This is a genomic window from Hydrogenophaga laconesensis (assembly GCF_031457235.1).
In the GTDB taxonomy this organism is placed as follows: Bacteria; Pseudomonadota; Gammaproteobacteria; order Burkholderiales; family Burkholderiaceae_C; genus Hydrogenophaga; species Hydrogenophaga laconesensis.
Map to the genome: position 1 here is coordinate 254,992 of NZ_JAVDWE010000002.1, position 23,814 is coordinate 278,805.

General features: G+C 68.7%; 20 protein-coding genes. 14 read left to right on the plus strand and 6 right to left on the minus strand.

The window, feature by feature from the left end; all coding sequences use genetic code 11:
* Positions 1-33 precede the first annotated feature (33 nt).
* Complete coding sequence (locus tag J2X09_RS05595; protein ID WP_204732743.1) at positions 34-942, plus strand: phosphoribosylaminoimidazolesuccinocarboxamide synthase; 909 nt, start codon at positions 34-36, stop codon at positions 940-942.
* 89 nt (positions 943-1,031) lie between these two features.
* Here J2X09_RS05595 and trxA read toward each other — a convergent pair whose 3' ends face one another.
* Positions 1,032-1,943: a thioredoxin gene (gene trxA, locus J2X09_RS05600; protein ID WP_204732742.1), complete on the minus strand. Its 912-nt coding sequence runs from the start codon at positions 1,941-1,943 to the stop codon at positions 1,032-1,034.
* A 147-nt stretch (positions 1,944-2,090) separates the two neighbouring features.
* On the opposite strand from trxA, the gene purE reads away from it, so the two are divergent.
* The 3 genes from purE to J2X09_RS05615 are packed head-to-tail and all read left to right on the plus strand — an operon-like array spanning position 2,091 to position 4,840.
* Positions 2,091-2,579: a 5-(carboxyamino)imidazole ribonucleotide mutase gene (gene purE / locus J2X09_RS05605; RefSeq protein ID WP_204732741.1), complete on the plus strand. Its 489-nt coding sequence runs from the start codon at positions 2,091-2,093 to the stop codon at positions 2,577-2,579.
* Complete coding sequence (locus J2X09_RS05610) at positions 2,576-3,817, plus strand: 5-(carboxyamino)imidazole ribonucleotide synthase (RefSeq protein ID WP_204732740.1); 1,242 nt, start codon at positions 2,576-2,578, stop codon at positions 3,815-3,817. The genes purE and J2X09_RS05610 overlap by 4 nt, the downstream gene beginning before the upstream one ends.
* A 6-nt stretch (positions 3,818-3,823) precedes the next feature.
* The gene (locus J2X09_RS05615; RefSeq protein ID WP_204732739.1) at positions 3,824-4,840 is read left to right on the plus strand and encodes an L-threonylcarbamoyladenylate synthase; all 1,017 of its coding nucleotides are present in this window, start codon (positions 3,824-3,826) and stop codon (positions 4,838-4,840) included.
* Between the two features lie 5 nt (positions 4,841-4,845).
* Here J2X09_RS05615 and dacB read toward each other — a convergent pair whose 3' ends face one another.
* A complete protein-coding gene (gene dacB / locus J2X09_RS05620; RefSeq protein ID WP_204732738.1) occupies positions 4,846-6,390 on the minus strand; it encodes a D-alanyl-D-alanine carboxypeptidase/D-alanyl-D-alanine endopeptidase in 1,545 nt (514 codons plus the stop codon).
* A 127-nt stretch (positions 6,391-6,517) separates the two neighbouring features.
* Here dacB and tsaB point away from each other — a divergent pair, with 127 nt between their 5' ends.
* The 3 genes from tsaB (at position 6,518) to J2X09_RS05635 (ending at position 8,723) form a co-directional block, all read left to right on the plus strand.
* On the plus strand, positions 6,518-7,282 hold the full coding sequence (gene tsaB / locus J2X09_RS05625; protein WP_204732737.1) for a tRNA (adenosine(37)-N6)-threonylcarbamoyltransferase complex dimerization subunit type 1 TsaB: 765 nt from the start codon (positions 6,518-6,520) through the stop codon (positions 7,280-7,282).
* Between the two features lie 116 nt (positions 7,283-7,398).
* The gene (gene rimI / locus J2X09_RS05630) at positions 7,399-7,893 is read left to right on the plus strand and encodes a ribosomal protein S18-alanine N-acetyltransferase (protein WP_310307811.1); all 495 of its coding nucleotides are present in this window, start codon (positions 7,399-7,401) and stop codon (positions 7,891-7,893) included.
* The gene (locus J2X09_RS05635; protein WP_204732735.1) at positions 7,890-8,723 is read left to right on the plus strand and encodes a uracil-DNA glycosylase; all 834 of its coding nucleotides are present in this window, start codon (positions 7,890-7,892) and stop codon (positions 8,721-8,723) included. The genes rimI and J2X09_RS05635 overlap by 4 nt, the downstream gene beginning before the upstream one ends.
* 48 nt (positions 8,724-8,771) lie before the next feature.
* On the opposite strand, the gene J2X09_RS05640 is transcribed toward J2X09_RS05635, so the two are convergent.
* Positions 8,772-9,674 (minus strand): DMT family transporter, encoded by a 903-nt coding sequence (locus tag J2X09_RS05640; protein WP_204732734.1) that lies wholly within the window; start codon positions 9,672-9,674, stop codon positions 8,772-8,774.
* An 86-nt stretch (positions 9,675-9,760) separates the two neighbouring features.
* On the opposite strand from J2X09_RS05640, the gene pyrF reads away from it, so the two are divergent.
* From pyrF to J2X09_RS05665, 5 genes are all read left to right on the plus strand, one after another.
* Positions 9,761-10,600 carry an orotidine-5'-phosphate decarboxylase gene (pyrF, locus tag J2X09_RS05645; RefSeq protein WP_204732733.1) on the plus strand — a complete coding sequence of 280 codons (840 nt, stop codon included), beginning with the start codon at positions 9,761-9,763 and terminating at the stop codon, positions 10,598-10,600.
* A 156-nt stretch (positions 10,601-10,756) separates the two neighbouring features.
* Positions 10,757-12,610, plus strand: a complete 1,854-nt coding sequence (locus tag J2X09_RS05650) for a DUF1800 domain-containing protein (protein WP_204732732.1) — start codon at positions 10,757-10,759, stop codon at positions 12,608-12,610.
* A 10-nt stretch (positions 12,611-12,620) separates the two neighbouring features.
* The gene (locus tag J2X09_RS05655; RefSeq protein ID WP_204732731.1) at positions 12,621-14,078 is read left to right on the plus strand and encodes a DUF1501 domain-containing protein; all 1,458 of its coding nucleotides are present in this window, start codon (positions 12,621-12,623) and stop codon (positions 14,076-14,078) included.
* 147 nt (positions 14,079-14,225) lie between these two features.
* A complete protein-coding gene (locus J2X09_RS05660) occupies positions 14,226-14,945 on the plus strand; it encodes a glutathione S-transferase family protein (protein WP_204732730.1) in 720 nt (239 codons plus the stop codon).
* Positions 14,942-15,559, plus strand: a complete 618-nt coding sequence (locus tag J2X09_RS05665; protein WP_204732729.1) for a glutathione S-transferase family protein — start codon at positions 14,942-14,944, stop codon at positions 15,557-15,559. Before J2X09_RS05660 ends, J2X09_RS05665 begins: the two co-directional genes overlap by 4 nt.
* Before the next feature lie 6 nt (positions 15,560-15,565).
* On the opposite strand, the gene J2X09_RS05670 is transcribed toward J2X09_RS05665, so the two are convergent.
* Positions 15,566-17,122: a CYTH and CHAD domain-containing protein gene (locus tag J2X09_RS05670; protein ID WP_204732728.1), complete on the minus strand. Its 1,557-nt coding sequence runs from the start codon at positions 17,120-17,122 to the stop codon at positions 15,566-15,568.
* A 186-nt stretch (positions 17,123-17,308) separates the two neighbouring features.
* Between J2X09_RS05670 and J2X09_RS05675 the strand changes: the two genes are divergently transcribed.
* On the plus strand, positions 17,309-17,866 hold the full coding sequence (locus J2X09_RS05675) for a hypothetical protein (protein WP_204732727.1): 558 nt from the start codon (positions 17,309-17,311) through the stop codon (positions 17,864-17,866).
* Positions 17,867-17,924: 58 nt separating this feature from the next.
* Here the strand turns inward: J2X09_RS05675 and uvrA are convergent, their stop codons facing one another.
* Entirely contained in the window at positions 17,925-20,969 is a 3,045-nt protein-coding gene (uvrA, locus tag J2X09_RS05680; RefSeq protein WP_204732980.1) for an excinuclease ABC subunit UvrA, read from the minus strand.
* A 262-nt stretch (positions 20,970-21,231) separates the two neighbouring features.
* Here uvrA and J2X09_RS05685 point away from each other — a divergent pair, with 262 nt between their 5' ends.
* A complete protein-coding gene (locus tag J2X09_RS05685) occupies positions 21,232-22,422 on the plus strand; it encodes an MFS transporter (RefSeq protein ID WP_204732979.1) in 1,191 nt (396 codons plus the stop codon).
* Here J2X09_RS05685 and J2X09_RS05690 read toward each other — a convergent pair.
* Positions 22,405-23,784: a chloride channel protein gene (locus tag J2X09_RS05690; RefSeq protein WP_204732726.1), complete on the minus strand. Its 1,380-nt coding sequence runs from the start codon at positions 23,782-23,784 to the stop codon at positions 22,405-22,407. The two genes, J2X09_RS05685 and J2X09_RS05690, sit on opposite strands and share 18 nt — an antisense overlap.
* Positions 23,785-23,814: the final 30 nt, after the last annotated feature.

The following is a 23,814-nucleotide window of genomic DNA, read 5'->3' on the forward strand; positions in this document are numbered from 1 at the left end:
GCTTTTTTGTTGTCCTGCTTTTTCCCGACCACCATGACCACTGCCTTGCACACATCGGCCCTGACTTCCCTGCCTCTGCTGGCGCGCGGCAAGGTGCGCGACAACTACGCGGTGGGCGACGACCGCATCCTGATGGTGGCGAGCGACCGCATCAGCGCCTTCGACGTGATCATGGGAGAGCCGATCCCCGGCAAGGGCGAGCTGCTGACCCGGCTCTCTCTTTTCTGGTTCGACCAGCTGGGTCCCAAAGGCCTGAACATCTGCCCGATCCACCTGACCGGCGACGCCCCCGAGAGCGTGGTCTCGGCCCAGGAAGTCGCGCAGATCAAGGGCCGTTCGATGCTGGTGCAGCGCCTCAAGCCGATTCCCGTGGAAGCCGTCGTGCGCGGCTACCTCGCCGGCAGCGGCTGGAAGGAGTACCAGGAGAGCCGCTCGGTCTGCGGCGTGCTACTGCCCGACGGTCTGCAGAACGCCTCGAAACTGCCCGAGCCGATATACACCCCCGCGGCCAAGGCGGCCATGGGCGAGCACGACGAAAACATCACTTTCGAGCGCACGGTCGAGATGATCGGCCCCGGGCTGGCCGCACAGATCCGCGATGTATCGATCGCGCTCTACAAGGCCGCCGCCGCCATCGCGCTCCAGAAGGGCATCATCATCGCGGACACCAAGTTCGAGTTCGGCCTGGACAAGGCGGGCAAGCTGGTGCTGATGGACGAGGTGCTCACGCCCGACAGCTCGCGCTACTGGCCAGCCGAGAGCTACACGGTGGGCGAGAACCCCCCCAGCTACGACAAGCAGTTCCTGCGCGACTGGCTGGAAACGGCCCAGGTCGGTGGCAAGCCCTGGGACAAGACCCCACCCGCGCCGCGCCTGCCCCGCGAGGTGATCGAGAAAACCGCCGCGAAATACCAGGAAGCGCTGACGCGGTTGATGGGTTGAGGGCTTGAGAGCCCGAAGCCTCCCTGCCCGCCCATGCACAGGCGCGTCATGAAGGGGAAGCCGCGAAGCGGCGCAGCAGGCGGGCTGAATCAGCTCAACACGACGGACGACAGGCGGCGGCGGTAGGTCGCCACCGTCGGGTCTTCCGGTGGCACCTGGCCTTCGGCCACCTTGGGCTTCGGTGGATCGATCACGTCGAGGATCGCGATGAAGGTCTTGCGCGCCAGATCGTCCTTCCAGGCCTTGTCGCGCATCAGGATCTCCAGCAGTTCATCCATGGCCGCGGTCCATTGGCCATAGGCCATGAGCAACTGGGCAAGCGCGAAGCGCGAATCGAAGTCGCGCTTGTTGGCGGCGATGGCGGCCTGCAACTCGGCCGCCCGCGCATCGGGATCGGGCACATCGGCCTGCGCGTCACGCGCGGCCATCCAGCGCTGCAGCGAATCGAGCCGGCGCACGCCAGCGGTCTTCGCGATCACCGGTGCGAAAGCCACCTTGGCGTCGTCGTCCTGCCCCATTTCCAGCAGCAGCTTGACCAGATCGAAACGCGCGTCATCGTTGTCCGGCGCGGCCTGCACCGCCTCGCGCATCTTCTCCAGCGCGCCATCGAGGTCGCCCTGGGCGAGCGCATCCTGCGCGTCGGGCTCTGCCGCATCGGCCTCGGCTTCTTCCGCACCGGCTGGCAGGTGTTTGTCCAGAAAGGCCTTGATCTGGCCTTCGGGCATCGCCCCCATGAAGCCATCCACAGGCTGGCCATTCATGAGCAGCACGCAGGTGGGAATGCTGCGGACGCCGAACGCGGCGGCCAGCTGCTGCTCCTGGTCGGAATCGATCTTGACCAGCTTGAAGCGCCCGGCGTAGTCGGTCTCCAGCTTTTCGAGCAGCGGTCCGATGACCTTGCAGGGGCCGCACCAGGGCGCCCAGAAATCCACCAGCACGGGGGTGTGCATCGAAGCCTCGATGACCTCGGCTTCAAAGTTGGCGACGGTGACGTTGATCATGGGAAGAAGCCTGGCTGGGCCGTCCGCAGCAGGTGTGGCGGGCGGCAAACGTAAAATCCACACTTTACCGGAGACGCCCCGCCTCGCGGCGTGCGCCACACCGGTCCAGCCCCCCTTGCCGGGGGTCCATCGGCCAGAGGCACCTTCATGAACTCCATCCAAGTGGGTGTGCTCATGGGCTCCAGCAGCGACTGGGACACCATGCAGCACGCCGTGCAGATCCTGCAGGACTTCGGCATCGCGCACGAGGCGCGTGTGGTTTCCGCGCACCGCATGCCCGACGACATGTTCAGCTACGCCGAAGCGGCCGCCGGGCGCGGGCTCAAGGCCATCATCGCGGGCGCCGGCGGCGCCGCCCACCTGCCCGGCATGCTCGCGGCCAAGACCGTGGTGCCTGTGCTGGGCGTTCCCGTGGCGAGCAAGCACCTCAGCGGCGTCGACTCCCTGCACAGCATCGTGCAGATGCCCAAGGGCGTGCCGGTGGCCACCTTCGCCATCGGGGCGGCCGGCGCGGCCAATGCGGCACTGTTCGCCGTGGCCCTGCTCGCCTCCCACGACCCGGCCCTGCGCCAGAAGCTCGACACCTTCCGCGCCCAGCAGACCGCTGCCGCACGCGCCATGACCCTGCCCGCATGAGCCTGAAACCCCTTCTTCCCGGCAACCCTTCCGTCAACAGCGGCCAGCAGACCACACTGGGCGTGCTGGGTGGCGGCCAGCTCGGCCGCATGTTCGTGCAGGCAGCACAGGCCATGGGCTACTTCACCGTGGTGCTCGACCCCGATCCGGCCAGCCCGGCCGGGCTGGTCAGTCACCACCACATCCGCACCGCGTACGACGACGAGCAGGGTCTGGCCCAGCTCCAGCAACGCTGCGACGCCATCACCACCGAGTTCGAGAACGTGCCCGCCCACGCGCTGGCCACACTGGCTGCGCAACGCCCGGTGGCCCCGTCGGCCGCATGCGTGGCGGTGGCGCAGGACCGGGTGAAGGAAAAGGCCCATTTCGAACAATGCGCGCCGCTGAGCGGCGTGGCGCCCGCGCCACATGCCGTCATCACGACCGACGCCTCGCTCAACGCCGTGCCGGCCGACCTGCTGCCCGGCATCCTGAAGACCGCGCGCATGGGCTACGACGGCAAGGGTCAGGTGCGGGTGTCCACGCGCGAAGAACTCGCGGCCGCCTGGGATGGGCTCGACAAGGTGACCTGCGTGCTGGAGAAGATGCTCAAGCTGCGCGCCGAGTGCTCGGTGATCGTCGCGCGCGGCGCTGACGGCCAGGTCGTGAGTTTTCCGGTGCAGAAGAACACGCACCGCGATGGCATCCTGGCATTGACGGAAGTGTTCGACGGCGCCCTTGACGCCACCCTGGCCCAGCGCGCCCAGGCCAGCACCGTGGCCATCGCGAACCACCTGCGCTACGTCGGCGTGCTCTGCGTCGAGTACTTCGTGGTGGAGGACGCGGGAGGCTCGCTCGACCTCGTGGTCAACGAAATGGCCCCACGCCCGCACAACAGCGGCCACTACACGCAGAACGCATGCGACCTCTCCCAGTTCGAGGCCCAGGTGCGTGCCCTCGCCGGCCTGCCGCTGCCCACACCACGCCAGCACAGCCCGGCGATCATGGTCAACCTGCTGGGCGATCTCTGGTTCGAGCCCAACGCGGTTCGCGCGCAGGCCAGCCGGCAGCCGGTCTCGCCCCCCTGGGCCGCCGTGCTCGCCCTGCCCGGCACCCACCTGCACCTCTACGGGAAACTGGGTGCCCGTCCGGGCCGCAAGATGGGTCATCTCAACGTCACCGGCTCCAGCGTGGCGCAGGTGCGCGCCACCACCGCTCAGGCCCTGGCGCTGCTGGGCCTGCCTGGCCTGGACGCCTGAGAGCCCATGCCGCCTCGCCTGCTGCCCGCCAGCGACAACGCCGCGATCGATCTAGCGGCCCGGCGCCTCGCAGCGGGATCGCTCGTGGGCATGCCCACCGAGACCGTGTACGGCCTCGCCGCCGACGCGGACAACGCCACGGCAGTGCACCGCATCTTCGGGGCCAAGGGCCGGCCGGCCGACCACCCGCTGATCGTGCACCTGGCCCCGGGTGACGGCCCGCAAGGCTGGGGCGCCGGCGTGGACCACTACGCCAGCGAGGTGCCGGCCTTTGCCGCCGCGCTCATGCAGGCCTTCTGGCCGGGGCCGCTCACCCTCATCCTGCCGCGCCGCAATGGCGTGGCGGCGGTGGCGGCGGGCGGTCAGGACTCCGTCGGCCTGCGCTGTCCGGCGCACCCCGTGGCACAGGCGCTGCTGACGGCCGCCGCCGCGCAAGGGGTCAGCGGCGTGGCCGCACCCAGCGCCAACCGTTTCGGCCGCGTCAGCCCGACCACCGCCAGCCACGTGGCCGAGGAATTCGCCTCCATGGCCGATGAGGATCTGCTCATCCTCGACGGTGGTGCCTGCCCCGTGGGCATCGAATCCACCATCATCGACTGCACGCGCGGCCACCCGGTGCTGCTGCGCCCAGGCATGGTCACCGTCGCGCAGCTCGAAGCCGCGTGTGGTCAGCCGATACGGGAACGCGACGAGGCAGCGCCGCGCGCCTCGGGCACACTCGAATCGCACTACGCACCACGGGCCCGGGTGCGGTTGATGGACGCGAAGCAATTGCGCGCCGCGTTCGAGGTGTTGGGTCGCGATGCGAAGAACATCGCACTCTATGTCCGCAGCCCGATCGAGGCTGCAAAGGGCGTACCGCACCGCCGCATGCCCGATGACGCGGCCGCCGCCGCGCAGGAACTCTTCGCCGTGCTGCGCGAACTCGATGCCACCGGTGTGCGGCTGATCTGGGTGGAAACACCACCGGCCGATCCCGAATGGGACGGCGTGCGTGACAGGTTGCAGCGCGCGGCGGCTTGAAGCCGTCAGTCCGGCAGCGAGGCTGTCCACTCCAGCAGCGCGTCCAGCGCAGGGCGCGCGGCAGGCGCATTGGGGTGGTTGACGAAGCCGACCACCACGTAGCGCGCGCCATTGGCGGCGTTCACGTAGCCCGCGATGCCGGTCACGTCGCGCAGGGTGCCGGTCTTGACCCAGGCATTGCCCCGCGCGGCGCTCTGGCCGCCACGGGCCAGCCGCGACGCGGTGCCGCTGACACCCGCGATCGAGAGCGATTGCACGAACTCCACGCCTTGCGGGTGACGCGCGGCGTGCCGCAGGAGGGCGGCCAGCGCCTCAGGGGTGATGCGTTCGTCGCGCGACAGGCCGGAGCCGTTGTCCAGCACCGGGCCGGGCATGCGTGGGCCGAAGGTTCGCTTCCACCAATCGGTCACCACTTCGCGCGAATACTCGAAACGGGCAGGTCGGGAGGGCACGAGGCGATCGGCTGCCGAGCCTGGCGCGACCACGGCCAGCGTGGGCGTGGCCACCTGTGGCGGTGCCAGCTGGCCCAGCGTGAGGAACACCTGCTGCGCCATCACGTTGTTGCTCCACTGGTTCACGTCCACGATGACGTTGGACAGGGGCAGTGAGCGGGCCTCGTGCAGCAGCTGCACCTCGCGCGGCATCTCACCGTCGCGCACCTGGCCGGTGATGGCCCCACCGCTGGCGCGCCACAGTCCCTCGAGCGCGCGCGCCGCGTAGCTGGCCGGCTGCTGGTAGGCCACGGGCCACTTGAGTTCACCACAGCTCTGCGGGTAGCGCCCTTCGAAGCGGATGCGGTCGGGGTCGTCGAAGCGGGCCAGCACGGCGCCGCGCCAGTCGCCACAGGCGGTGCGCGACAGCGGCACGGTCGCATCGATCGCCAGGCCAGCCAGGGGAGGCTCGCTGATCACGCGGGCCACGCCATTGGCCACATCGGGCTGGAAGGTGAGGATGACGGACTTGAAGTTCACCAGCAACGCATCGGGCGTGGCGTTGTAAGGCCGCAGCGCCTCGCCGTCGAACGCACCGGGGTCGATGTGCGGCAGCTCGAACGCACTGTGGTCCAGCACCATGTCACCCAGGATCACGCGCACGCCCTTGGCCTGCAAGGCCTGGTAGGCTTCCTGGATGCGCTCCAGCACGAATTTGGGATCGCCACCGCCGCGCACATAGAGGTTGCCGCGCAGCACGCCGTTCTCGACCGTGCCGTCGGTATAGAAACGCGTGTTCCAGGTGAAGTCGCTGCCCAGCATGTCGATGGCGGCGTAGGTCGTCACCAGCTTCATGACGGATGCCGGGTTCACCGATGTGCTGGCGCGGTAGCGCAGGCGCTCATGGGCATCGGGGTCGACCGAGATCACCAGCGCCGACAGCGCGCTGACCGGCACCTGGGCGCGGCTCATGGCCGCCATCACCAAGGGGGGCAGTGGGTCGCCCCGGCCCGCCAGCTGCGCACACGCCGGCAGCGTCCAGCCGGCCAGCAAGCCCAGCGCGAGCCCGCGCAACCAGCGCGGGGCGGTCCAACGGCGGAAAGAATCGGCATCTCGCATGGGTTTTGATTATGGAACGCCCGACCGGCCTGGTCTGTCACGGCAGGGCGAATGGGCACTGCGGAGGACAGCCGGTGGTGCACCCACACCACAGCGCTCCCTGCACCCGGTGGCCGATAATCCCCGGATGCCTTCCGCCCCACGACTGCTTGCCCTTGAAACCAGCACCGACACCTTGTCGGTGGCCCTGGGCGACGGCGTGCCCGGCGGTGCGCTGTGGCAGCACAGCGGCCCGGGCGGTGCCCTGGCATCGACCACCCTGCTGCCGCTGGTCCGACAACTGCTCGACACCGCGGGCTGGGCCATGGACAGCCTGGACGCGGTGGTGTTCGGTCGTGGGCCGGGCTCCTTCACCGGCCTGCGGACCGCCTGTGCCGTGGCCCAGGGCCTGGCCTACGGTGCGCGCCCCGGCGGGCTGCCGGTGCTGCCGGTGGACACCCTGCTGGCGCTGGCGGAAGAAGCCCGCTTCGTGCAGCAGCAGGCAGGCCAATCCGGGCCCGGCGCCATCGCCGCGCTGCTGGATGCCCGGATGGCCGAGATGTACGTCGCCACCTACGCCTGCACCGCCACCGGGCTGGCACCGCTGGCACCGCCCCGCCTGTGCGCGCCGCCGGACCTGGGTACCTACCTGCGCGAACACCTGCCCGCCGGGCGCCCGGCGCTGCTGGCCGGCAACGTGTTCGAGACCTACGCCCCGGCCCTGGCAGATGTGACTGGCGAGCGGCTGCACGCGCTGCCCACCGCCAGTGCCTTGCTGCGCCTCGCCCCGGCGCTGCTGGCTGCGGGTGCCGCCGTGCCGGCTCGGGACGCACTGCCCCTCTATGTGCGCGACAAGGTGGCCCAGACCACCGAAGAGCGCGAACGGCTGCGCGCCACCGTGCCCACGCCATGAACACCGCGGTCCAGAAGCCGACACCTTCATCCGCTCCGGCGGCACACGCCGCGTGGCCGGTGCCGCAACGCCCGCCCGCGCCGGCAACCCGCGAACGCCACATCCGCTTCGAACCCATGACCGAAGCCGATCTGGACGCGGTGCGCGCGGTCGAAGTTTCTGCCTACGCCCACCCCTGGTCGCGCAAACACTTCCACGACTCGCTGCAGGCCGGCTATCCGGCGGTGCTGTTGCTGGGCGAAGCCCTGCCCGGTGAACCGGGGAAGGCCGTGATGACCGGGGAGCGCGTGCTCCTGGGCTACCTGGTGGCCATGCCGGGTGTCGACGAGGTGCACCTGCTGAACATCACCGTGGCCCCGATGCACCAGCGCCAGGGATGGGCGCGATTCCTGCTCGACGCGCTGGTGCTGTGGTCGCGCGGGCAGCGGGCGCAATGGCTGTGGCTGGAAGTGCGCGAGAGCAACGAACCGGCACGCCACCTGTACCGCAGCCACGGCTTCTCTCAGGTCGGCGTGCGCAAGGGCTACTACCCCGCCGGGCACCTGCGACGCGAGGACGCGGTCGTCATGAGCCTGAACCTGGCCGCTGCCACGGCACGGGAAGCCCCATGACCAACGAAACGCCCGACACGTCTTTCGTGCCGCAGCTCGACGCGCGCCAACGCGCCATGCTGGCCGAAATGGGCGTGCGCGTCTGGGCGCCCCGGCCTGTGACCCCGGCACCGCCAGCCGCCATCAGCGAACAGCCGGCGCCCGACATGCCTGTGCCGGCGACCGCGGTGCCGCCCGCCCGCCCGCCCGTCGTGGCACCCGCTCCGGTGGCCGCCACGATGGCGCCCACCCCGGCGACCGCGACCACCCGCCCCTTGGCGGCTGGACTGGACTGGCCCGAACTCCGCGAAGCCGTGGCGGGCTGCCAGGCTTGCGGCCTGTGCAAGAGCCGCCGGAACACCGTGTTCGGTGTGGGCGATGTGCAGGCCGACTGGATGATCGTGGGCGAAGCCCCTGGCGAGAACGAGGACCGGCAGGGCGAACCCTTCGTGGGCGCGGCCGGTCAACTGCTCGACAACATGCTGCGCGCCGTGGGCCGCAGCCGCCAGGGCGAAGGCGCGCAAGGCACCTACATCGCCAACGTGCTCAAGTGCCGCCCACCGGCCAACCGCAACCCGCAGCCCGAGGAAGTGGCGCGCTGCGAACCGTATCTGGTGCGCCAAGTGGCCCTGGTCAAGCCGCGGGTCATCGTGGCGATGGGCCGTTTCGCGGTGCAGTCGCTGCTGAAGACCACCGAACCCATCGGACGCCTGCGGGGCCGGGTGCACCGTTATGAAGGGGTGCCCGTGATCGTGACCTACCACCCCGCCTACCTGCTGCGCACCCCTGGCGACAAGGGCAAGGCCTGGGCCGATCTCTGCCTGGCGATGGAGACGGTGGAGCAAAGCTGAAAGGCCACACGATCCGGCGCCGGGCCGCCCCAGGCCGGATCAACCCCCTCAGGGGGGCGCGACCCGCGCAGTGGCGAAGCGTGAGGGCCACAATACTGCCGCAATCGCCACCATCACCAGGGCCACGGCGGCCCAGTCCTGCCAGTGCAGCACCTCGCCCAGCCACCAGGCACCGCTGAACACCCCCAGCACCGGGATGAACATCACCGACAAGGTCGACGCGATGGGCGGCAGATCGCGCGCGAGCGACAGCCATGCCACCTGGGCAAACGCAAAAATGCCGATGGCGTTGTAGACGATGGCCCACCAGATGCCCACCGAAGGCCAGGTCCACGCGTGGTGCTCGAAGGCGACGGACAGCAGGGTCATCCAGGCCGTGGTGATCGCGGTGAGCCAGAACGAGATCGTCAGCGTGGGTTGCGGGATGCGGGTATGGCGCATCATCTGCGTGCCCAGCGCCCATGTCGCTGCCGCCACCAGCATCATCACCACGCCCACCGGCCTGCCCGTGAGGTGAGTGAATTCGTGCCAGAGCAGCAACAGCACGGCCAGCCCCGCCGAGGCCACGCCGATCCAGGCGCGCCCGGCCAGCCGCTGGCCGAACCACCAGGCCCCCACCAGTGCGGAGAAGACCGGCATGGTGTAGCCGAGGATCGCGGCGCGCCCGCTCGACAGCGTCTGGATGGCGAGGATCGCCAGCGTGTGCCAGAACAGCATGTTGAACACCGTGAGCCAGGCCAGCTCCCGCCAGTGTTCGCGCGGCAGGCGAAAGGTCACACCGCGCCACCACAGAAAGAACCCCAGCACCGGCAGCCCGATCCACATGCAGATGGTGCGGAAGGTCAACGGCGGATAACCGGTGACGCCGTATTTCATGATCGGCCAGTTCAGGCCCCAGACCACGGTGATGAGGATGAGCAGGACGATCTGCTGGCGCGACAGGGCATGCATGGCCGCGATCTTAGGTGGCTGACAGGCCGGGGGCTGTCGCGCGGCCGCCAGAAAGGTGCGCCAGACGGCCAACTAAAATCGCCCGCATGACCTTCCTCGACCAGCTGCGCAACGCCGAGCGCCAGAACCGTTCCCTGTTGTGCGTGGGCCTGGACCCCGATCCCGCCCGTTTTCCCGCGCACCTGAAGAACGACGCCTCCCGCATCTACGACTTCTGCGCCGCCATCGTCGAGGCCACCGCCGACACCGCCATCGCCTTCAAGCCGCAGATCGCGTACTTCGCCGCCCACCGCGCCGAGGAACAGCTCGAACGGCTGATGGCCCACATGCGCAGCGTGGCGCCGCAGGTGCCGGTCATCCTGGACGCCAAGCGCGGCGACATTGGCAGCACCGCGCAGCAATACGCCATCGAGGCCTTCGAGCGCTACGGTGCCGATGCCGTCACGCTCTCGCCCTTCATGGGGTTCGACTCGGTGCAGCCTTACCTGCAGTACCACGGCAAGGGTGCGTTCCTGCTCTGCCGCACGTCCAACCCCGGCGGCGACGACCTGCAGAACCAGCGCTTCGCCTCGGTCGACGGCGAGCCGCGCCTGTACGAGCACGTGGCACGCCTCGCGCAGGGCCCCTGGAACCTCAACGGCCAGCTCGGCCTGGTGGTGGGCGCCACCTACCCCGCCGAGATCGAGCGCGTGCGCGAGATCGCACCCACCCTGCCGCTGCTGATTCCCGGTGTAGGCGCGCAGGGTGGCGATGCCGTGGCCACAGTGAAGGCCGGCCTGCGCGCCCAAGGCGGCGAGACCACTGGCCCCATCATTGTGAACTCCTCGCGCGCCATCCTGTACGCCTCGGCGAGCGCCGATTTCGCCGAAGCGGCACGCCGGGTGGCCTTGAAAACCCGGGACGAACTGCACGCCGCGCGCATCTGAATTTCGACGAAAGGCGGTCGGAACGGCACCCGACGGCATGACCGCCTGGCGGGTGCAGCAGGTATGCCACATCTACCTGTAACGACATGAAATTCAACCCGATCCGTCGCCAACGGCTCCCTAAACTCGCGCTCGTCGAACCGAGGAGGGACCGTCATGACGGACATCGAAGCGCGGGGAAAGACCGCTGACACAGGCGCTGCAGCGACATCCCACGAAAACGGCCCATCGCCGGAGCCATCTGCGTCTTCGTTCCCCCAGGCGCTCACGCCGCTGGCGGCGGCTGCCTTGCTGGCAGCCTGCGGCGGTGGCGGTGACGGCGCCGCCGAAGGGCCTCCACCCACGGGCGTGGTCGACTTTCCCACCACCGGTTTCAGTAACCCTGCCGCGGCCAGCGATGCCGACGCAGCGCGCTTCCTTCAACAGGCCCAGTTCTCGTCCACGACGGCGGAGATCACCGAATTGCGCGGGATGACCTATGCGCAATGGCTGTCCAACCAGTTCGTGCGCTACCAGGGCACAACCGGCTGGAACTGGCTGGAGGCCCGGGGCTACGGCGCGGTGGACACCAACAGCTATTTCTTCAACCACTACCCCGCCGACTTCATGATCTGGAGTCAGTTGCTCAGCGGGCCGGACATGATGCGCAAGCGCGTGGCGCTCGCGCTCTCGGAGTTCTTCGTGTCCTCACTGGCTTCGGCCGAATTCACCTGGCGCGCCCATGCGTACGCCAGCTGGTGGGACATGCTGATGCGCAACGCCTTCGGCAACTACCGCCAATTGCTGGAGGACGTGACGCTGCACCCGGCGATGGGGTACTTCCTCAACACCAAGGGCAATCAGAAGGAAAACACCAGCACCGGCCGCGTGCCCGACGAGAACTACGCCCGCGAGGTGATGCAGCTCTTCACCATCGGCGTGTACGAGCTCAACCTGGACGGCACCGTGAAGACCAGCGGCGGCGTTCCCGTGGAAAGCTACACCCAGGCCGACGTGAGCGGTCTGGCGCGGGTGTTCACGGGCTACGACTTCGACACCTCCGACGGCGTGCGCCACACCCCGATCGGACAGAGCTACACCATCGAATCGCGCGCCTTCGCGGCCAAGCGCATGTCGCTCAACGCCAACCGGCATTCCAGCCTGGAGGCCCGCTTTCTTGGCACCACCGTGCCGGCCAACACGCCCGGTGCCACAGCCATGCGAATGGCGATGGACACCTTGTTCAACCACCCGAACGTCGGCCCGTTCTTCGCGCGCCAGATGATCCAGCGCCTGGTGACCAGCAACCCGAGCCCGGCGTACGTGGCGCGGGTGGCGGCACGTTTCAACGACAACGGTTCGGGTGTCCGTGGTGACCTCAAGGCGGTCTGGGTCGCCATCCTGCTCGACGACGAGGCGCGTGGCCAGGCCACGCTGGGCAGCACCACCTTCGGCAAGCTGCGCGAACCCATGTTGAGATTCATCCAGTGGGGCCGCACCTTCGGCGTGAATTCGGCCGCCGGCAGCTGGAAGATCTTCGAGCAGAACAACGCCGCCACACAACTGGGCCAGAGCCCGCTGCGCTCGCCGTCGGTGTTCAACTTCTTCCGCCCCGGTTACGTACCGCCCGGCACCGCGCTCTCGCCTTCGGGCGCCACGGCGCCGGAGTTCCAGCTGGTCAATGAGTCCACCGTGGGCGGCTACCTGAACTTCATGCAGGGCGTGATCGAACGCGGCATCAACTGCCCCGAGCCAGGTGTGCCGCAGGCCGCCTGGACCAACTACAGCTACGACGTGCAGGCGAACTACGCCCGCGAGCTCGCCCTCGTCGCCGACGCCCGGGCACTGGTGAACCATGTCTGCCTCGTCCTGGCGGCAGGACAGGTTTCCGACGCCTCGCGCGCCACCATGGTCGCCGCGCTCGAAGCCACGCCCGTGACCACCGCAAGCACCGACGTCGTCAAGCGGCGCCGCGTCTGGGCCGCCATCCTGATGGTCATGGCCTGTCCCGAGTACCTGATCCAGAAATAAGGGGCACACCATGCACTTCATCCAGCCCGACAAGCACACGCGCCGCGCCTTCCTGCGCCGCGCCGGCCAGCTCGCCTTCACTGGCGCGGCCCTGCCCACCGCGCTCAACCTGGCGGCCATGGCCGATGCCGCCGCGTTCAATGCCACCGACTACAAGGCGCTGGTGTGCGTGTTCCTCAACGGGGGCAACGACTACGCCAACACGGTCATCAATTACGACAACACCAGCTACGACCAGTACGCAGCCATCCGCGGCGGCTCGGGCCGCAACGGCGGCGGCATCGCCATCGCGCAGGCCGCGCTCACCCCCACGCTGCTCAATCCCACCGTCGCCTTGCCCGGCGGCAAGCAGTACGCGTTGCACCCCTCCATGACGGGATTGGCCGGTCTGTTCAACAGCGGCGTGGCCGCGGTGCAACTCAACGTCGGCCCGCTGGTGGCGCCGGTCACCCGCCAGCAGTACAACAGCAGCAACCGTGTGGCGTACCCCCTGCCGCCCAAGCTGTTCTCGCACAACGACCAGCAGTCGGTCTGGCAATCGTCGCAACCCGAAGGCGCCACCACCGGCTGGGGCGGCCACATCGGTGATCTGGCCCTCTCGTCCAACACCAACCGCGTGCTCACCTGTGTCTCGGTCACCGGCAACACCGTGTTCCTTTCGGGCGACCAGGCGCTGTCGTACCAGGTCAGTACCGGCGGTGCGGTGAAGATCAATGCGATCGCGAACAACGTCTACAACTCGGCCGCCGTGCGCGCGGCCATCAACTCGCTGGCGCTGCAGACGCGGTCTCACGTGCTGGAGAACGAATACAACCTCGTCACCGCCCGCGCCGTGGGTGCCGAGAGCGCCATTAGCTCGGCCCTGGCGGCCTTTCCCGCCACGACCGCGCCGTTCAACACCTTTCCCACCAACAACAACCTGGCCGACCAGCTCCGCATGGTGGCGCGCCTGATCGCTGCGCGCACGCAGCTGGGCAACGCCCGCCAGGTGTTCTTCGTCTCCATCGGCGGCTTCGACCTGCACGACAACCTCATCAACGGACAGGCCACGCTGATGGACCGCCTGAGCTCGGCGCTCACCGCGTTCTACAACGCCACGGCCACCCTGGGTGTGGCCGACAAGGTGACCACCTTCACCGCCTCGGACTTCGGCCGCACGCTCACCTCCAACGGGGACGGTTCCGACCACGGCTGGGGCAGCCACCACTTCATGGTGGGCGGCGCGGTGCGCGGCAAGGCCTTCTACGGCAAGGCGCCACCGGTGAGCGTGGGCAACTCCACCACCGATGCCAACGACCAGTGGCACGTGGGCCAGGGCCGGCTGCTGCCCGGCACCTCGGTGGACCAGTACGCCAACACCCTGGCCACCTGGTTCGGCGTGCAGGGCACCGAGATCAACGGCATCCTGCCCCACATCGGCAATTTCAACAGCGCGGACTATCCAGCCAACCTCGGTTTCATGGCGTAGAGGGACTTCCCCGCGTCACGCCTGCGGCGCGTCCCCCCAGAGGCAACCCCTGCCGCCCGCAAAACCGGTTCCGAGGTGTTCCGGACCTGACACCTCGCTGCGGTGAAGTGCCCCTAAGATGGCCCGATTTTCCCAGCGGGCCTCTTCATGATCGACCTCTACACCGCCGCCACCCCCAACGGGCACAAGGTGTCCATCGCACTCGAGGAACTGGGCCTGCCGTACAAGCTGAAAGTGCTCAACTTGGGCGAGGGCGAGCAGCGGCACCCGGACTACCTCGCCATCAACCCCAACGGCCGCATTCCTGCCATCGTCGACCACGAAGCCGGGGGGTTCGCGGTGTTCGAATCCGGCGCGTGCCTGATCTACCTGGCCGAGAAGACCGGCCACCTCATGCCGTTGGATGCCAAGGGCCGCTCGCGCGTGCTCCAGTGGCTGATGTTCCAGATGGGCGGCATCGGGCCGATGATGGGACAGGCCAATGTGTTTTTCAGGTACTTCCCCGAGAAGATCCCCGCCGCGATCGACCGCTACCAGGGCGAATGCAAGCGCCTGTTCCGGGTGCTCGACGGGCACCTGGCGAACCACGAATACCTCGCTGGCGACTACTCCATCGCCGACATCGCCAACTGGGCCTGGGTGCGCACACACCGCTGGTCGGGCGTGGACATTGCCGACCTGCCGCACCTCAAGCGGTGGCGCGACGCGATCCGTGCACGGCCGGCCGTGCAGCGCGGCATCGAACGGCCGGCATCGTCGATGGACCTGGAGCGCGACGGTGAAAAGGGCGCCGAGCGTTTCGCGGTAGACGCCCGCCGGATGGTGGAGACCGGCCAGAGCCTGCAGGCACCGAAGGGGGCCGCATGAAACTCTACGTCTCGCCCCGTGCACCCAACCCCCGCCGGGTGCTGATGTTCCTCGTCGAGAAAGGCATCAACGGACTGGAACTGGTCAACATCGACCTCAACGCCCAGGAACACAAGACCAGCGGCTACCGCGCCAAAAGCCCGCTGGCACGCGTGCCAGCGCTCGAGTTCGATGACGGGCGCGTGCTGACCGAGACACGCGCGATCTGCACCTGGATGGAAGGCCGCTACCCCACGCCCAACCTGATGGGGCAGAACGCGGAGGAGCGCGCCTTCATCGAGATGGCCGACCGCCGCATGGAGTGGTACTTCATGCTGCCGATGGCGAATGCCATCCGCCACACGCACCCGGGTCTCGCACCGCTGGAGCAACCACAGTTTCCCGATTTCGGGCATTCGCAGGTGGCGAAGGCGCGCGAAACCGCCGCCTGGCTGGACGGTGAGCTGCAGCGCCAGCCTTGGGTGGCCGGCCCTCGCTTCACCATCGCGGACATCACCGCGTTCTGCACCGTGGAGTTCGCCCGGCTGATGCGCTTCAAGCCTGCCGAAGAGGGCTTCCACGCACTGCAAGCCTGGCGCGACCGCGTGGCGGCGCGGCCCAGCGCCATGGCCTGAAGGCCATCAATCCCAGGGTGTGGGCGTTCGCGCCAGCGCGCGCTCCATCGCCGGCAAGGCCTCCAGACCCGTCTCCAGTTGCACCTGCAGATCGGCCAGCCACTGCTGCACGCAAGGCGTGGCCAGGCCTTGCGGCACCGTATCCAACAGGGTTTGCGCCGTGCTCAGGTCGTTGAGGTCACCCAGCAGCGCCTGCGCGTCGGCAAGGGCTGCGGTACTGCGCCTGACCTGGTCTCGCGGCAGCAGGCTGCCCAGGAAATCCTGTGCGTAGCGCAGCTTCTTGAGGCGGATGCGCAACGCGTGCCGGCCTTCCGGGCCGAGGCGGCGGGCGCGCCGCGCCTCTTCCCGCAGCGCGTCATGCCGCTGCCGCAACGTGGCACACGCCCAGTCCGGGAGGCTTTGCGCGGGGGCATCATCCGGTTTTTTCAGGGCCAACACGGCCCGCGTGAAGGCCAGCATGCGCAGGGCATGCGCGCTGTCACCCAGCGCCTGCGCGGCGCGCACGTTGGCGTCCAGGCGCTGGTGCCGCACCCAATCGAACAGGGCCCGCTCCGCCACGCCGGAAGCGGCATGGGGCTCGCCGCCGGGCAGCCAGTCGGGCAGGCGTTCGGTGGCGAAGACATCCCAGTTGCGCGCGTCGCCCAGGCGGCCTGCCAGCGTCTTCCATTCGGCGGCCCAGTGCGCGACGAAGCGGCGCGGCAGGTGCACGCGAAACAGGCGCAGCCCGGTGCGCAGCCGGCGCAGCGCCACCCGCGCCTGGTGCACGAACTCGGGGTCGGGCAAGGTGCTGTCCGGGCCTGGAGGCAACACGCCTGCCGCATTGGCCTGCAGGTGCATCAGGCAGCCGAGGGCAGCGTCCCGGAAGGCCTGCACCGGGTGCATGTCCGCGCTCAGCGAGAGCGGTGCTGCCTTGGCGGGGCGGGGGCGCTCCCCCGTGAACAGCGCGTAACCTCGTTCGGCCTTGCTGCGCTGCGCGGGGAGCAGGCGCAGCGCCTGTGTGGCCAGACCCTGCGGACCCAGGGCCAGCGTGTGCGCCAGATCGAGCAAGCTGTCGACCGGCCCATCCAGCAACTCCAGCTCCACCTCCAGGATGGCCTGGCGGTGGGTGCCCCCGGCGTTGCCGGTGGCGATGGCGCCCTGGTCCAGCGCCAGCTCCACGGTGGCGCCCCCGTGATGCAGGATCCAGCTGCGGCGCGTGAAGTCGGTGCGGAACACCGGCACCAGTTGCCACGCCACGGACAACAGCTGCTGCGCCAGCGCCTCGTCGTCCACCAGCGAAGCGAAGTCGAACCGACCCGGTCGCCCCGGGGCCTCCCATTCGCCACGGCTCGACAAGCCGCCCACCGAGGTACCCGCTGTCTTCACCGTCAGCAAGGTGCGGCGGCCGACCCGGCGCTCACGCACGGCCACGCGCTGGGCGCGAAGCGCCAGCGTGGAGGTGTCGAAATAGGTGTTGAACAGGCGCTCCCGCCTTGGTGTCGGGGCACCCAGCAGCGGGTGTGCCAGCAGGCGCGGCAGATCGTCGGGGTGCAGATCGAGCTTGAGTTCGGTTTCAACGGGCATGAGAGGCCATGAGCACGGAGGTGACTGGTGAGTCTGCCAGCCGGCGGTGAATTCAGCTACCGCGCCGGACGTGCTGCCCCCGCTTACCGCTTGTAACGACGGCGCCTGTGCGCCTTGTCAGAATCTCGACAGGCGCCGTTCCACGGGAGCGAATCGCCGGCCTCACAACCACAACACACCCACGATATGAACCTCTCACCACGCCCTCGCCTGCCCGTTGCGCTGCTGAGCCTGTCGCTGCTGGGCGGCCCGGCCCTGGCTGAAAAGCCGGAGTGGGCCAACCAGCGCGGCGGCAAGCACGACAAGCACGACAAGCACGACAAGCACGACAAACACGAGAAGTACGAGAAACGCGCCCCCTCCCACACCGATGACCGCCGCGACCGGCCGCGCGCACCCACGTCCAACGTGACGGTGAACATCCAGATCGGCGGTTATTTCGCCGAACCCCAGCGACGGATCGCCTACGACTACTACGAGCCGCGCTTCAAGGCCGGCAAGTGCCCGCCCGGGCTGGCCAAGAAACACAACGGCTGCATGCCCCCTGGCCAGGCGAAGAAGTGGCGGCTGGGGTATCCGCTGCCTCACGACGTCGTCTACTACCCGGTTCCAAGTGGTGTCTCGGTGCAGATCGGCCTGCCGCCCGCGGGCTACAAGTACGTGCGCGTGGCCGCCGACATCCTGCTGATCGCCGTGGGCACAGGCATGGTGGTCGACGCCATCGAAGACCTCGGCCGTCTCTGACCCGCCGTGGGCCGCGCCACCATCACCATGGCAATGCGGCTCAGCCCGGGCACATCCACTAGGGCAACAGACGGCGCAGGTAGCGCCCGGTGTGGCTGTCCGGGTGCGCCGCGACGGTCTCGGGCGTGCCTTGCGCCACCACGGTGCCGCCACCAGAGCCGCCCTCCGGACCCATGTCGATGAGCCAGTCGGCGGTCTTGATGACGTCGAGGTTGTGTTCGATCACCACGATCGTGTTGCCGGCATCGCGCAACTGGTGCAGCACCTTGAGCAGCAGTTCGATATCCGCGAAATGCAGGCCGGTGGTGGGCTCGTCGAGGATGTAGAGCGTGCGGCCGGTGTCGCGCTTGGAGAGTTCGAGCGCGAGCTTGACGCGCTGCGCCTCGCCGCCCGAGAGCGTGGTGGCGCTCTGCCCGAGCTGGATGTAGGACAGGCCCACATCCAGCAGGGTCTGCAGCTTGCGGTGCAGGGTGGGCACGGCGCTGAAGAAGGCATGCGCCTGCTCCACGGTCATGTCCAGGATCTGCGCGATGTTGCGGCCCTTGTACTGCACGTCCAGCGTTTCGCGGTTGTAGCGCTTTCCGCCACAGACTTCGCACGGCACATACACATCGGGCAGGAAGTGCATCTCCACCTTCACCACACCGTCGCCCTGGCAGGCCTCGCAGCGGCCGCCGGCCACGTTGAAGCTGAAGCGGCCCGGGCCATACCCGCGTTCGCGCGCGGTGGGCATCTCGGCCATGAGTTCGCGGATGCCGGTGAACAGGCCGGTGTAGGTGGCCGGGTTGCTGCGTGGCGTGCGGCCGATGGGGGACTGGTCGACGTTGATGACCTTGTCGAAATGTTCGATGCCCTCAATGGCGTCGTGCGCGGCCGGCTCGTCGTGCGAACGGTACAGCGTTCGTGCCACGGCGGCGTAGAGCGTGTCGTTCACCAGCGTGGACTTGCCGGAGCCGGACACGCCCGTGACGCAGGTGAGCAGCCCGACGGGAAAGGCCACGCTCACCCCCTTGAGGTTGTGGCCGCGCGCGTTGACGACGCGGATTTCCTGCAGCTCGCCCAGCGTCGCCTGGTGCGCAGCCTCGCGCGCAGCACGGCGCTCGGCGGCGGGACTGGGCGGGAAACGCGGCTTGGCGGGTGCGGACTTCGGTGCATCGCCCTTCTTCACCACCGGCAGCCAGGGTGTGCGCCGTTCCGGCACCGCGATGCTGCGCGTGCCGGCCAGGTACTGGCCGGTGAGCGACTCGGGCGTGGCCATCACCTGTTCGCAGGTGCCCTGCGCCATCACGCGCCCGCCATGCACACCTGCACCGGGCCCCATGTCGATGACGTGGTCGGCGGTGCGGATCATGTCCTCGTCGTGCTCGACCACCAGCACGGTGTTGCCCAGGTCGCGCAGGTGCTGCAACGTGGCGATGAGGCGGTCGTTGTCGCGCTGGTGCAGGCCGATGCTGGGCTCGTCAAGCACGTACATCACACCGGTCAGCCCCGAGCCGATCTGCGACGCGAGCCGGATGCGCTGCGCCTCGCCACCCGAGAGCGTCTCGGCACTGCGGTCCAGGCTGAGGTAGTTGAGGCCGACGTCGTTCAGGAATTTCAGCCGCTGGCGGATCTCGTTGATCACGCGCGCGGCGATGTCACCCTTGGCGCCATGCAGCTCCAGCTTCTGGAAGTAGGCCAGCGCCTCGCCCAGCGTGACGTGGCTGATCCTGTAGATGGGCTGCTTCTGGTCGCCCTCGCCCACGAACACATGGCGTGCCTCGCGGCGCAGCCGTGAGCCCCCGCAATCGGGGCAGGGCTGCACGGCGCGGTAACGCGCCAGCTCCTCGCGCACGGCAGCGCTGTCGGTTTCCCGGTAACGGCGCTCGAAATTGCGCACGATGCCTTCGAACGGATGCTTCTTGCTGATCTTCTTGCCTGCGCGCTCGCCGGACTCCAGCGCGTAACTGAACTTCACTTCTTCATCGCCCGAGCCAAAGAGCAGCACCTGCTGCACCGCTTCGCCAAGGCTTTCCCAGGGCGCCTCGGCGTCGAAGCGGTAGTGCGCGGCGAGGCTTTCGATCATGGCGAAGTAGTAGCCATTGCGCCGGTCCCAGCCCTTGATGGCGCCACTGGCCAGGCTGAGCGAGGGGAAGGCGACCACGCGCGATGGATCGAAGAATTCGGTGTGGCCGAGGCCGTCGCAGGTGGGACAGGCACCCATCGGCGAGTTGAACGAGAACAGGCGAGGTTCGAGCTCACCCACGGTGTAGTGGCACAAGGGGCACGCGAAGCGCGCCGAGAAAGCATGCTCGCGCGCGGCGGTCCCTTCGGGGGCATCCATCTCGACCGCCAGGGCACGTCCATCCGCCAGGCGCAGGGCGGCCTCGAAACTTTCGGCCAGCCGTTGCCGCAGGGGATTCACCCCCTCTTCTTCACCATCGATGCGCACCTTGATGCGGTCGATGACCACGTCGATGTTGTGCTTTTCGGTCTTCTTGAGCGCGGGCAGTGCCTCCGCCTCCAGCACCGCGCCATCCACACGGAAGCGCACGTAGCCCTGGGCCTGCATGTCGGCGAACAGCTCGATGAATTCGCCCTTCTTCTCGCGCGCCACCGGTGCGAGGATCATCAACCGTGTGCCCTCGGGCAGGGCCAGCACGGTGTCCACCATCTGCGCCACGCTCTGCGAGCTCAACGCCAGGCCATGGTCGGGGCAGTGCGGCGTGCCGGCGCGCGCGAACAGCAGGCGCAGGTAGTCGTGAATCTCGGTCACCGTGCCCACGGTGGAGCGCGGGTTGTGGCTGGTGGCCTTCTGTTCGATCGCGATGGCAGGCGCCAGACCTTCGATCAGGTCCACATCCGGCTTGTCCATCAACTGCAGGAACTGGCGCGCGTAAGCCGACAGGCTCTCGACGTAGCGGCGCTGGCCCTCGGCGTAGAGCGTGTCAAAGGCCAGGCTGGACTTGCCCGACCCCGAGAGGCCGGTGACGACCACCAGCGCGTGCTTGGGAATGTCGAGGTCGACATTCTTGAGGTTGTGGGTGCGCGCACCGCGCACCGACAGGAAGGCGCTGGAAGCGCGCAACACAGCCCCCAGGTACCGGGGGGAAGGCTCCTCCACGGATGGCGTGTCGGGGGTGTCGGCGCCGGTCGATCCTGGCAGTTTCAGGTCCGGGGAAGGGTTCTGGTTCAAGGCGCGGTGCGATGTTCAGGGCAACCCGACATGATAAGCCGCCAGGGCGTTTTGCGCCCTCCCGTCCGGCGGCCCCCGCCCTTTCACCGACAATATGCCGTTCTCTGTCCCGCCTGCCGGCCCCGCAGCCTTGCCCACCCTCAGCCCCTCCCCCGCCGACGCGGCCCACACGCCCCCCGATGCCTCCCGCATGACGCCGGCCGAGCGCCGCGCCAGCGCCTCCCTCGCGCTGGTCTTCGCGCTGCGCATGCTCGGGCTGTTCATCGTGCTGCCGGTGTTCGCCCTGGAAGCCGCGCGCCTGCCCGGCGGCCACGACGCGGCCCGGGTGGGCTTGGCCATGGGCCTGTACGGCCTGACCCAGGCCTTCCTGCAGATTCCTCTCGGGCTGGCCTCGGATCGCTTCGGGCGCAAGCCGGTCATCGTCGCCGGCTTGCTGCTGTTCGCGCTGGGCAGCGGCATCGCCGCGTGGGCACCCGACCTCACATGGCTGGCCATCGGCCGTGCGGTACAGGGCGCGGGCGCCATCTCGGCGGCCGTGACGGCCTTTCTGGCCGACGTCACGCGCGACACGGTGCGCACCAAGGCCATGGCCATGGTGGGCGCGAGCATCGCGCTCATGTTCGCGCTCTCTCTGGTGCTGGCGCCGATGCTGGCGGCCTGGGTCGGCCTCGCGGGCATCTTCGCCATCACCGGCGTGCTGGCCTTGCTCGCCATCGCGGTCGTGGTCTGGGTGGCGCCCCCCGAGCCCACCGAACACCGGCCGTCGGACATGCGGCAACTGCAGACCAGCCTGACCGAAGTGCTGCGCCATCGTGGCCTGCTGCGCCTGAACCTCGGCGTGTTCGTCTTGCACGCCGTGCAACTGGCGATGTGGATGGCCATCCCCGCGATGCTCGTGTCCGCCGGCCTGCCCAAGGCGGATCACGGCCACGTCTACCTGCCTGCCGTGGCCGCGTCGCTGGTGGTGATGGGCGGCGTGCTATTCCCCATGGAACGACGAGGCCACCTGCGAGCCGCCTTTCTGATCGCCATCGCGCTGATCGGCACAGTACAGCTCGCGCTGTGGATGCTGGCCGATGCACAGCCGGGGCTGTGGACGCTGGGTGCGCTGCTGTTCGTGTTTTTCATCGGGTTCAACACACTCGAGGCGAGCCAGCCCAGCCTCGTGTCACGGCTGGCGCCTGCCCACGCGCGCGGCGCGGCGCTGGGGGTCTACAACACCCTGCAATCGGTGGGTTTCTTCGCGGGCGGCGCGGTGGGCGGCTGGCTGGCGCGGTCCCACGGTGCTGAAGGCGTTTTTGCGGCATGCACCCTGGCCACGCTTGTTTGGCTGGTGGTGGCCTGGCCCATGCAGGCCCCCGCTTCAGCGCAGCGGCGCTGAGCCTTCGTCTTTCGGCGGATCCGCCTGACCGGGTGGCGCTTCCCGCATGGAGCGCATCATCAGCTGGGACATGGTGCTGTAGAGCGGCCGGCTGATCATGCGCGAGACCAGGCTGGCCAGCAACGCGCTCGCCATGAGGCTGAGCACCATGCTGTGACCATCGGTCATCTCCATCACGATGATCATGGCCGTGATCGGCGTCTGCGTGACAGCGGCCAGGAACCCGCACATGCCCAGCGCGATCAGCGCCATACCATGCGGCGAATCCAGCAGCCATGCGATATCGGCCCCCACTCCCGCACCGATGGAGAGACTGGGGCCGAAGATACCACCCGGCACACCCGCCCATGCAGAGAGCCAGGACGCGATGAACTTGAGGCCCGTGAACACCAGCGGCTGGTGCGCGGCATGCGCCGTGCCCGCCTGTTCGAGCAAGGCTCGGGTGTGCTCGTGTCCGCCGCCCACGGCCTCGCCGTTGCTCACCACCGCGATCACTGCCACCGCGAAGCCGCAGATTGCCGCGAACGTGACCGGGCGCTTGCGTCGGTAGGCGCAGAAGCGATCGGGCAGACCGGTGAACGAGGCCAGCATGAGACGCGAGAGCAGTCCCCCGAGCAAGCCGCAACTCACCGCCACGAGAGCACCCGGCAAGAGCAGTCCCCATGTCAGCACGTCGGCCCGCACGCGCCCGAAGTAGGACAGATTGCCGAACGCCGACACCGCCACCAGGCCCGCGATCACGATGGCCGCGAGCATCAGGCCGCTGCTGCGGTCCAGCAGGCGCCGGGAGAGTTCCTCGATCGCGAACACGATGCCGCCCAGTGGCGTGTTGAATGCGGCCGCGATGCCAGCCGCACCACCGGCCACCAGCAACTCGCGGTGGCTGATGCCCGAGCCCGGCGACAGCCAGCGCCGGGCATGCAACATCACCCCCGCAGCGACCTGCACCGACGGCCCCTGCCGCCCGATCGACAGGCCTGCGAGCAGCCCCCCTGAGACCGCCAGGATCTTGACCGCGCTCAGCCGCAGCGAGACGAAGCGCGAGCGCTCGCGCAGCGGTGTGGCCGAATCCAGCGCGGTGAGCACCTGCGGCACGCCCGAACCCGCCGCACCCGGGGCCCAGCGCCGTACCGCCCAGACCACCAGCGCGGTGAGTGCAGGTGTCCACACCAGGGGCGCCCACCACCAGCCACTGCGCAACTGGCTGTACAGCGCGAAGGCACCATCGGCCAGCAGTGTGAACGCCACCACGGCCAGGCCGGCAAGCACCGCGTAGACCAGCACCACCGCCCGGTCCAGCCACTGCCTGCCCCCGCCCATCTCGTCGCGCAGGTTCTGCAGGAAATCCGGTTCGCCTTTCATGGCCGGCCAGTGTAGCGACACGTGGGGGCA

Excerpts from the sequence above, each read along its gene's own strand:
- pyrF (WP_204732733.1), top strand. The coding sequence starts at position 9,761 with ATGACCTTCCTCGACCAGCTGCGCAACGCCGAGCGCCAGAACCGTTCC.
- J2X09_RS05655 (WP_204732731.1), top strand. The coding sequence starts at position 12,621 with ATGCACTTCATCCAGCCCGACAAGCACACGCGCCGCGCCTTCCTGCGC.
- J2X09_RS05650 (WP_204732732.1), top strand. The coding sequence starts at position 10,757 with ATGACGGACATCGAAGCGCGGGGAAAGACCGCTGACACAGGCGCTGCA.
- dacB (WP_204732738.1), bottom strand. The coding sequence starts at position 6,390 with ATGCGAGATGCCGATTCTTTCCGCCGTTGGACCGCCCCGCGCTGGTTG.
- tsaB (WP_204732737.1), top strand. The coding sequence starts at position 6,518 with ATGCCTTCCGCCCCACGACTGCTTGCCCTTGAAACCAGCACCGACACC.
- J2X09_RS05675 (WP_204732727.1), top strand. The coding sequence starts at position 17,309 with ATGAACCTCTCACCACGCCCTCGCCTGCCCGTTGCGCTGCTGAGCCTG.
- rimI (WP_310307811.1), top strand. The coding sequence starts at position 7,399 with ATGACCGAAGCCGATCTGGACGCGGTGCGCGCGGTCGAAGTTTCTGCC.
- J2X09_RS05690 (WP_204732726.1), bottom strand. The coding sequence starts at position 23,784 with ATGAAAGGCGAACCGGATTTCCTGCAGAACCTGCGCGACGAGATGGGC.
- J2X09_RS05685 (WP_204732979.1), top strand. The coding sequence starts at position 21,232 with ATGACGCCGGCCGAGCGCCGCGCCAGCGCCTCCCTCGCGCTGGTCTTC.
- J2X09_RS05670 (WP_204732728.1), bottom strand. The coding sequence starts at position 17,122 with ATGCCCGTTGAAACCGAACTCAAGCTCGATCTGCACCCCGACGATCTG.
- J2X09_RS05665 (WP_204732729.1), top strand. The coding sequence starts at position 14,942 with ATGAAACTCTACGTCTCGCCCCGTGCACCCAACCCCCGCCGGGTGCTG.
- J2X09_RS05615 (WP_204732739.1), top strand. The coding sequence starts at position 3,824 with ATGCCGCCTCGCCTGCTGCCCGCCAGCGACAACGCCGCGATCGATCTA.
- J2X09_RS05660 (WP_204732730.1), top strand. The coding sequence starts at position 14,226 with ATGATCGACCTCTACACCGCCGCCACCCCCAACGGGCACAAGGTGTCC.
- trxA (WP_204732742.1), bottom strand. The coding sequence starts at position 1,943 with ATGATCAACGTCACCGTCGCCAACTTTGAAGCCGAGGTCATCGAGGCT.
- J2X09_RS05595 (WP_204732743.1), top strand. The coding sequence starts at position 34 with ATGACCACTGCCTTGCACACATCGGCCCTGACTTCCCTGCCTCTGCTG.
- J2X09_RS05640 (WP_204732734.1), bottom strand. The coding sequence starts at position 9,674 with ATGCATGCCCTGTCGCGCCAGCAGATCGTCCTGCTCATCCTCATCACC.
- J2X09_RS05635 (WP_204732735.1), top strand. The coding sequence starts at position 7,890 with ATGACCAACGAAACGCCCGACACGTCTTTCGTGCCGCAGCTCGACGCG.
- purE (WP_204732741.1), top strand. The coding sequence starts at position 2,091 with ATGAACTCCATCCAAGTGGGTGTGCTCATGGGCTCCAGCAGCGACTGG.
- J2X09_RS05610 (WP_204732740.1), top strand. The coding sequence starts at position 2,576 with ATGAGCCTGAAACCCCTTCTTCCCGGCAACCCTTCCGTCAACAGCGGC.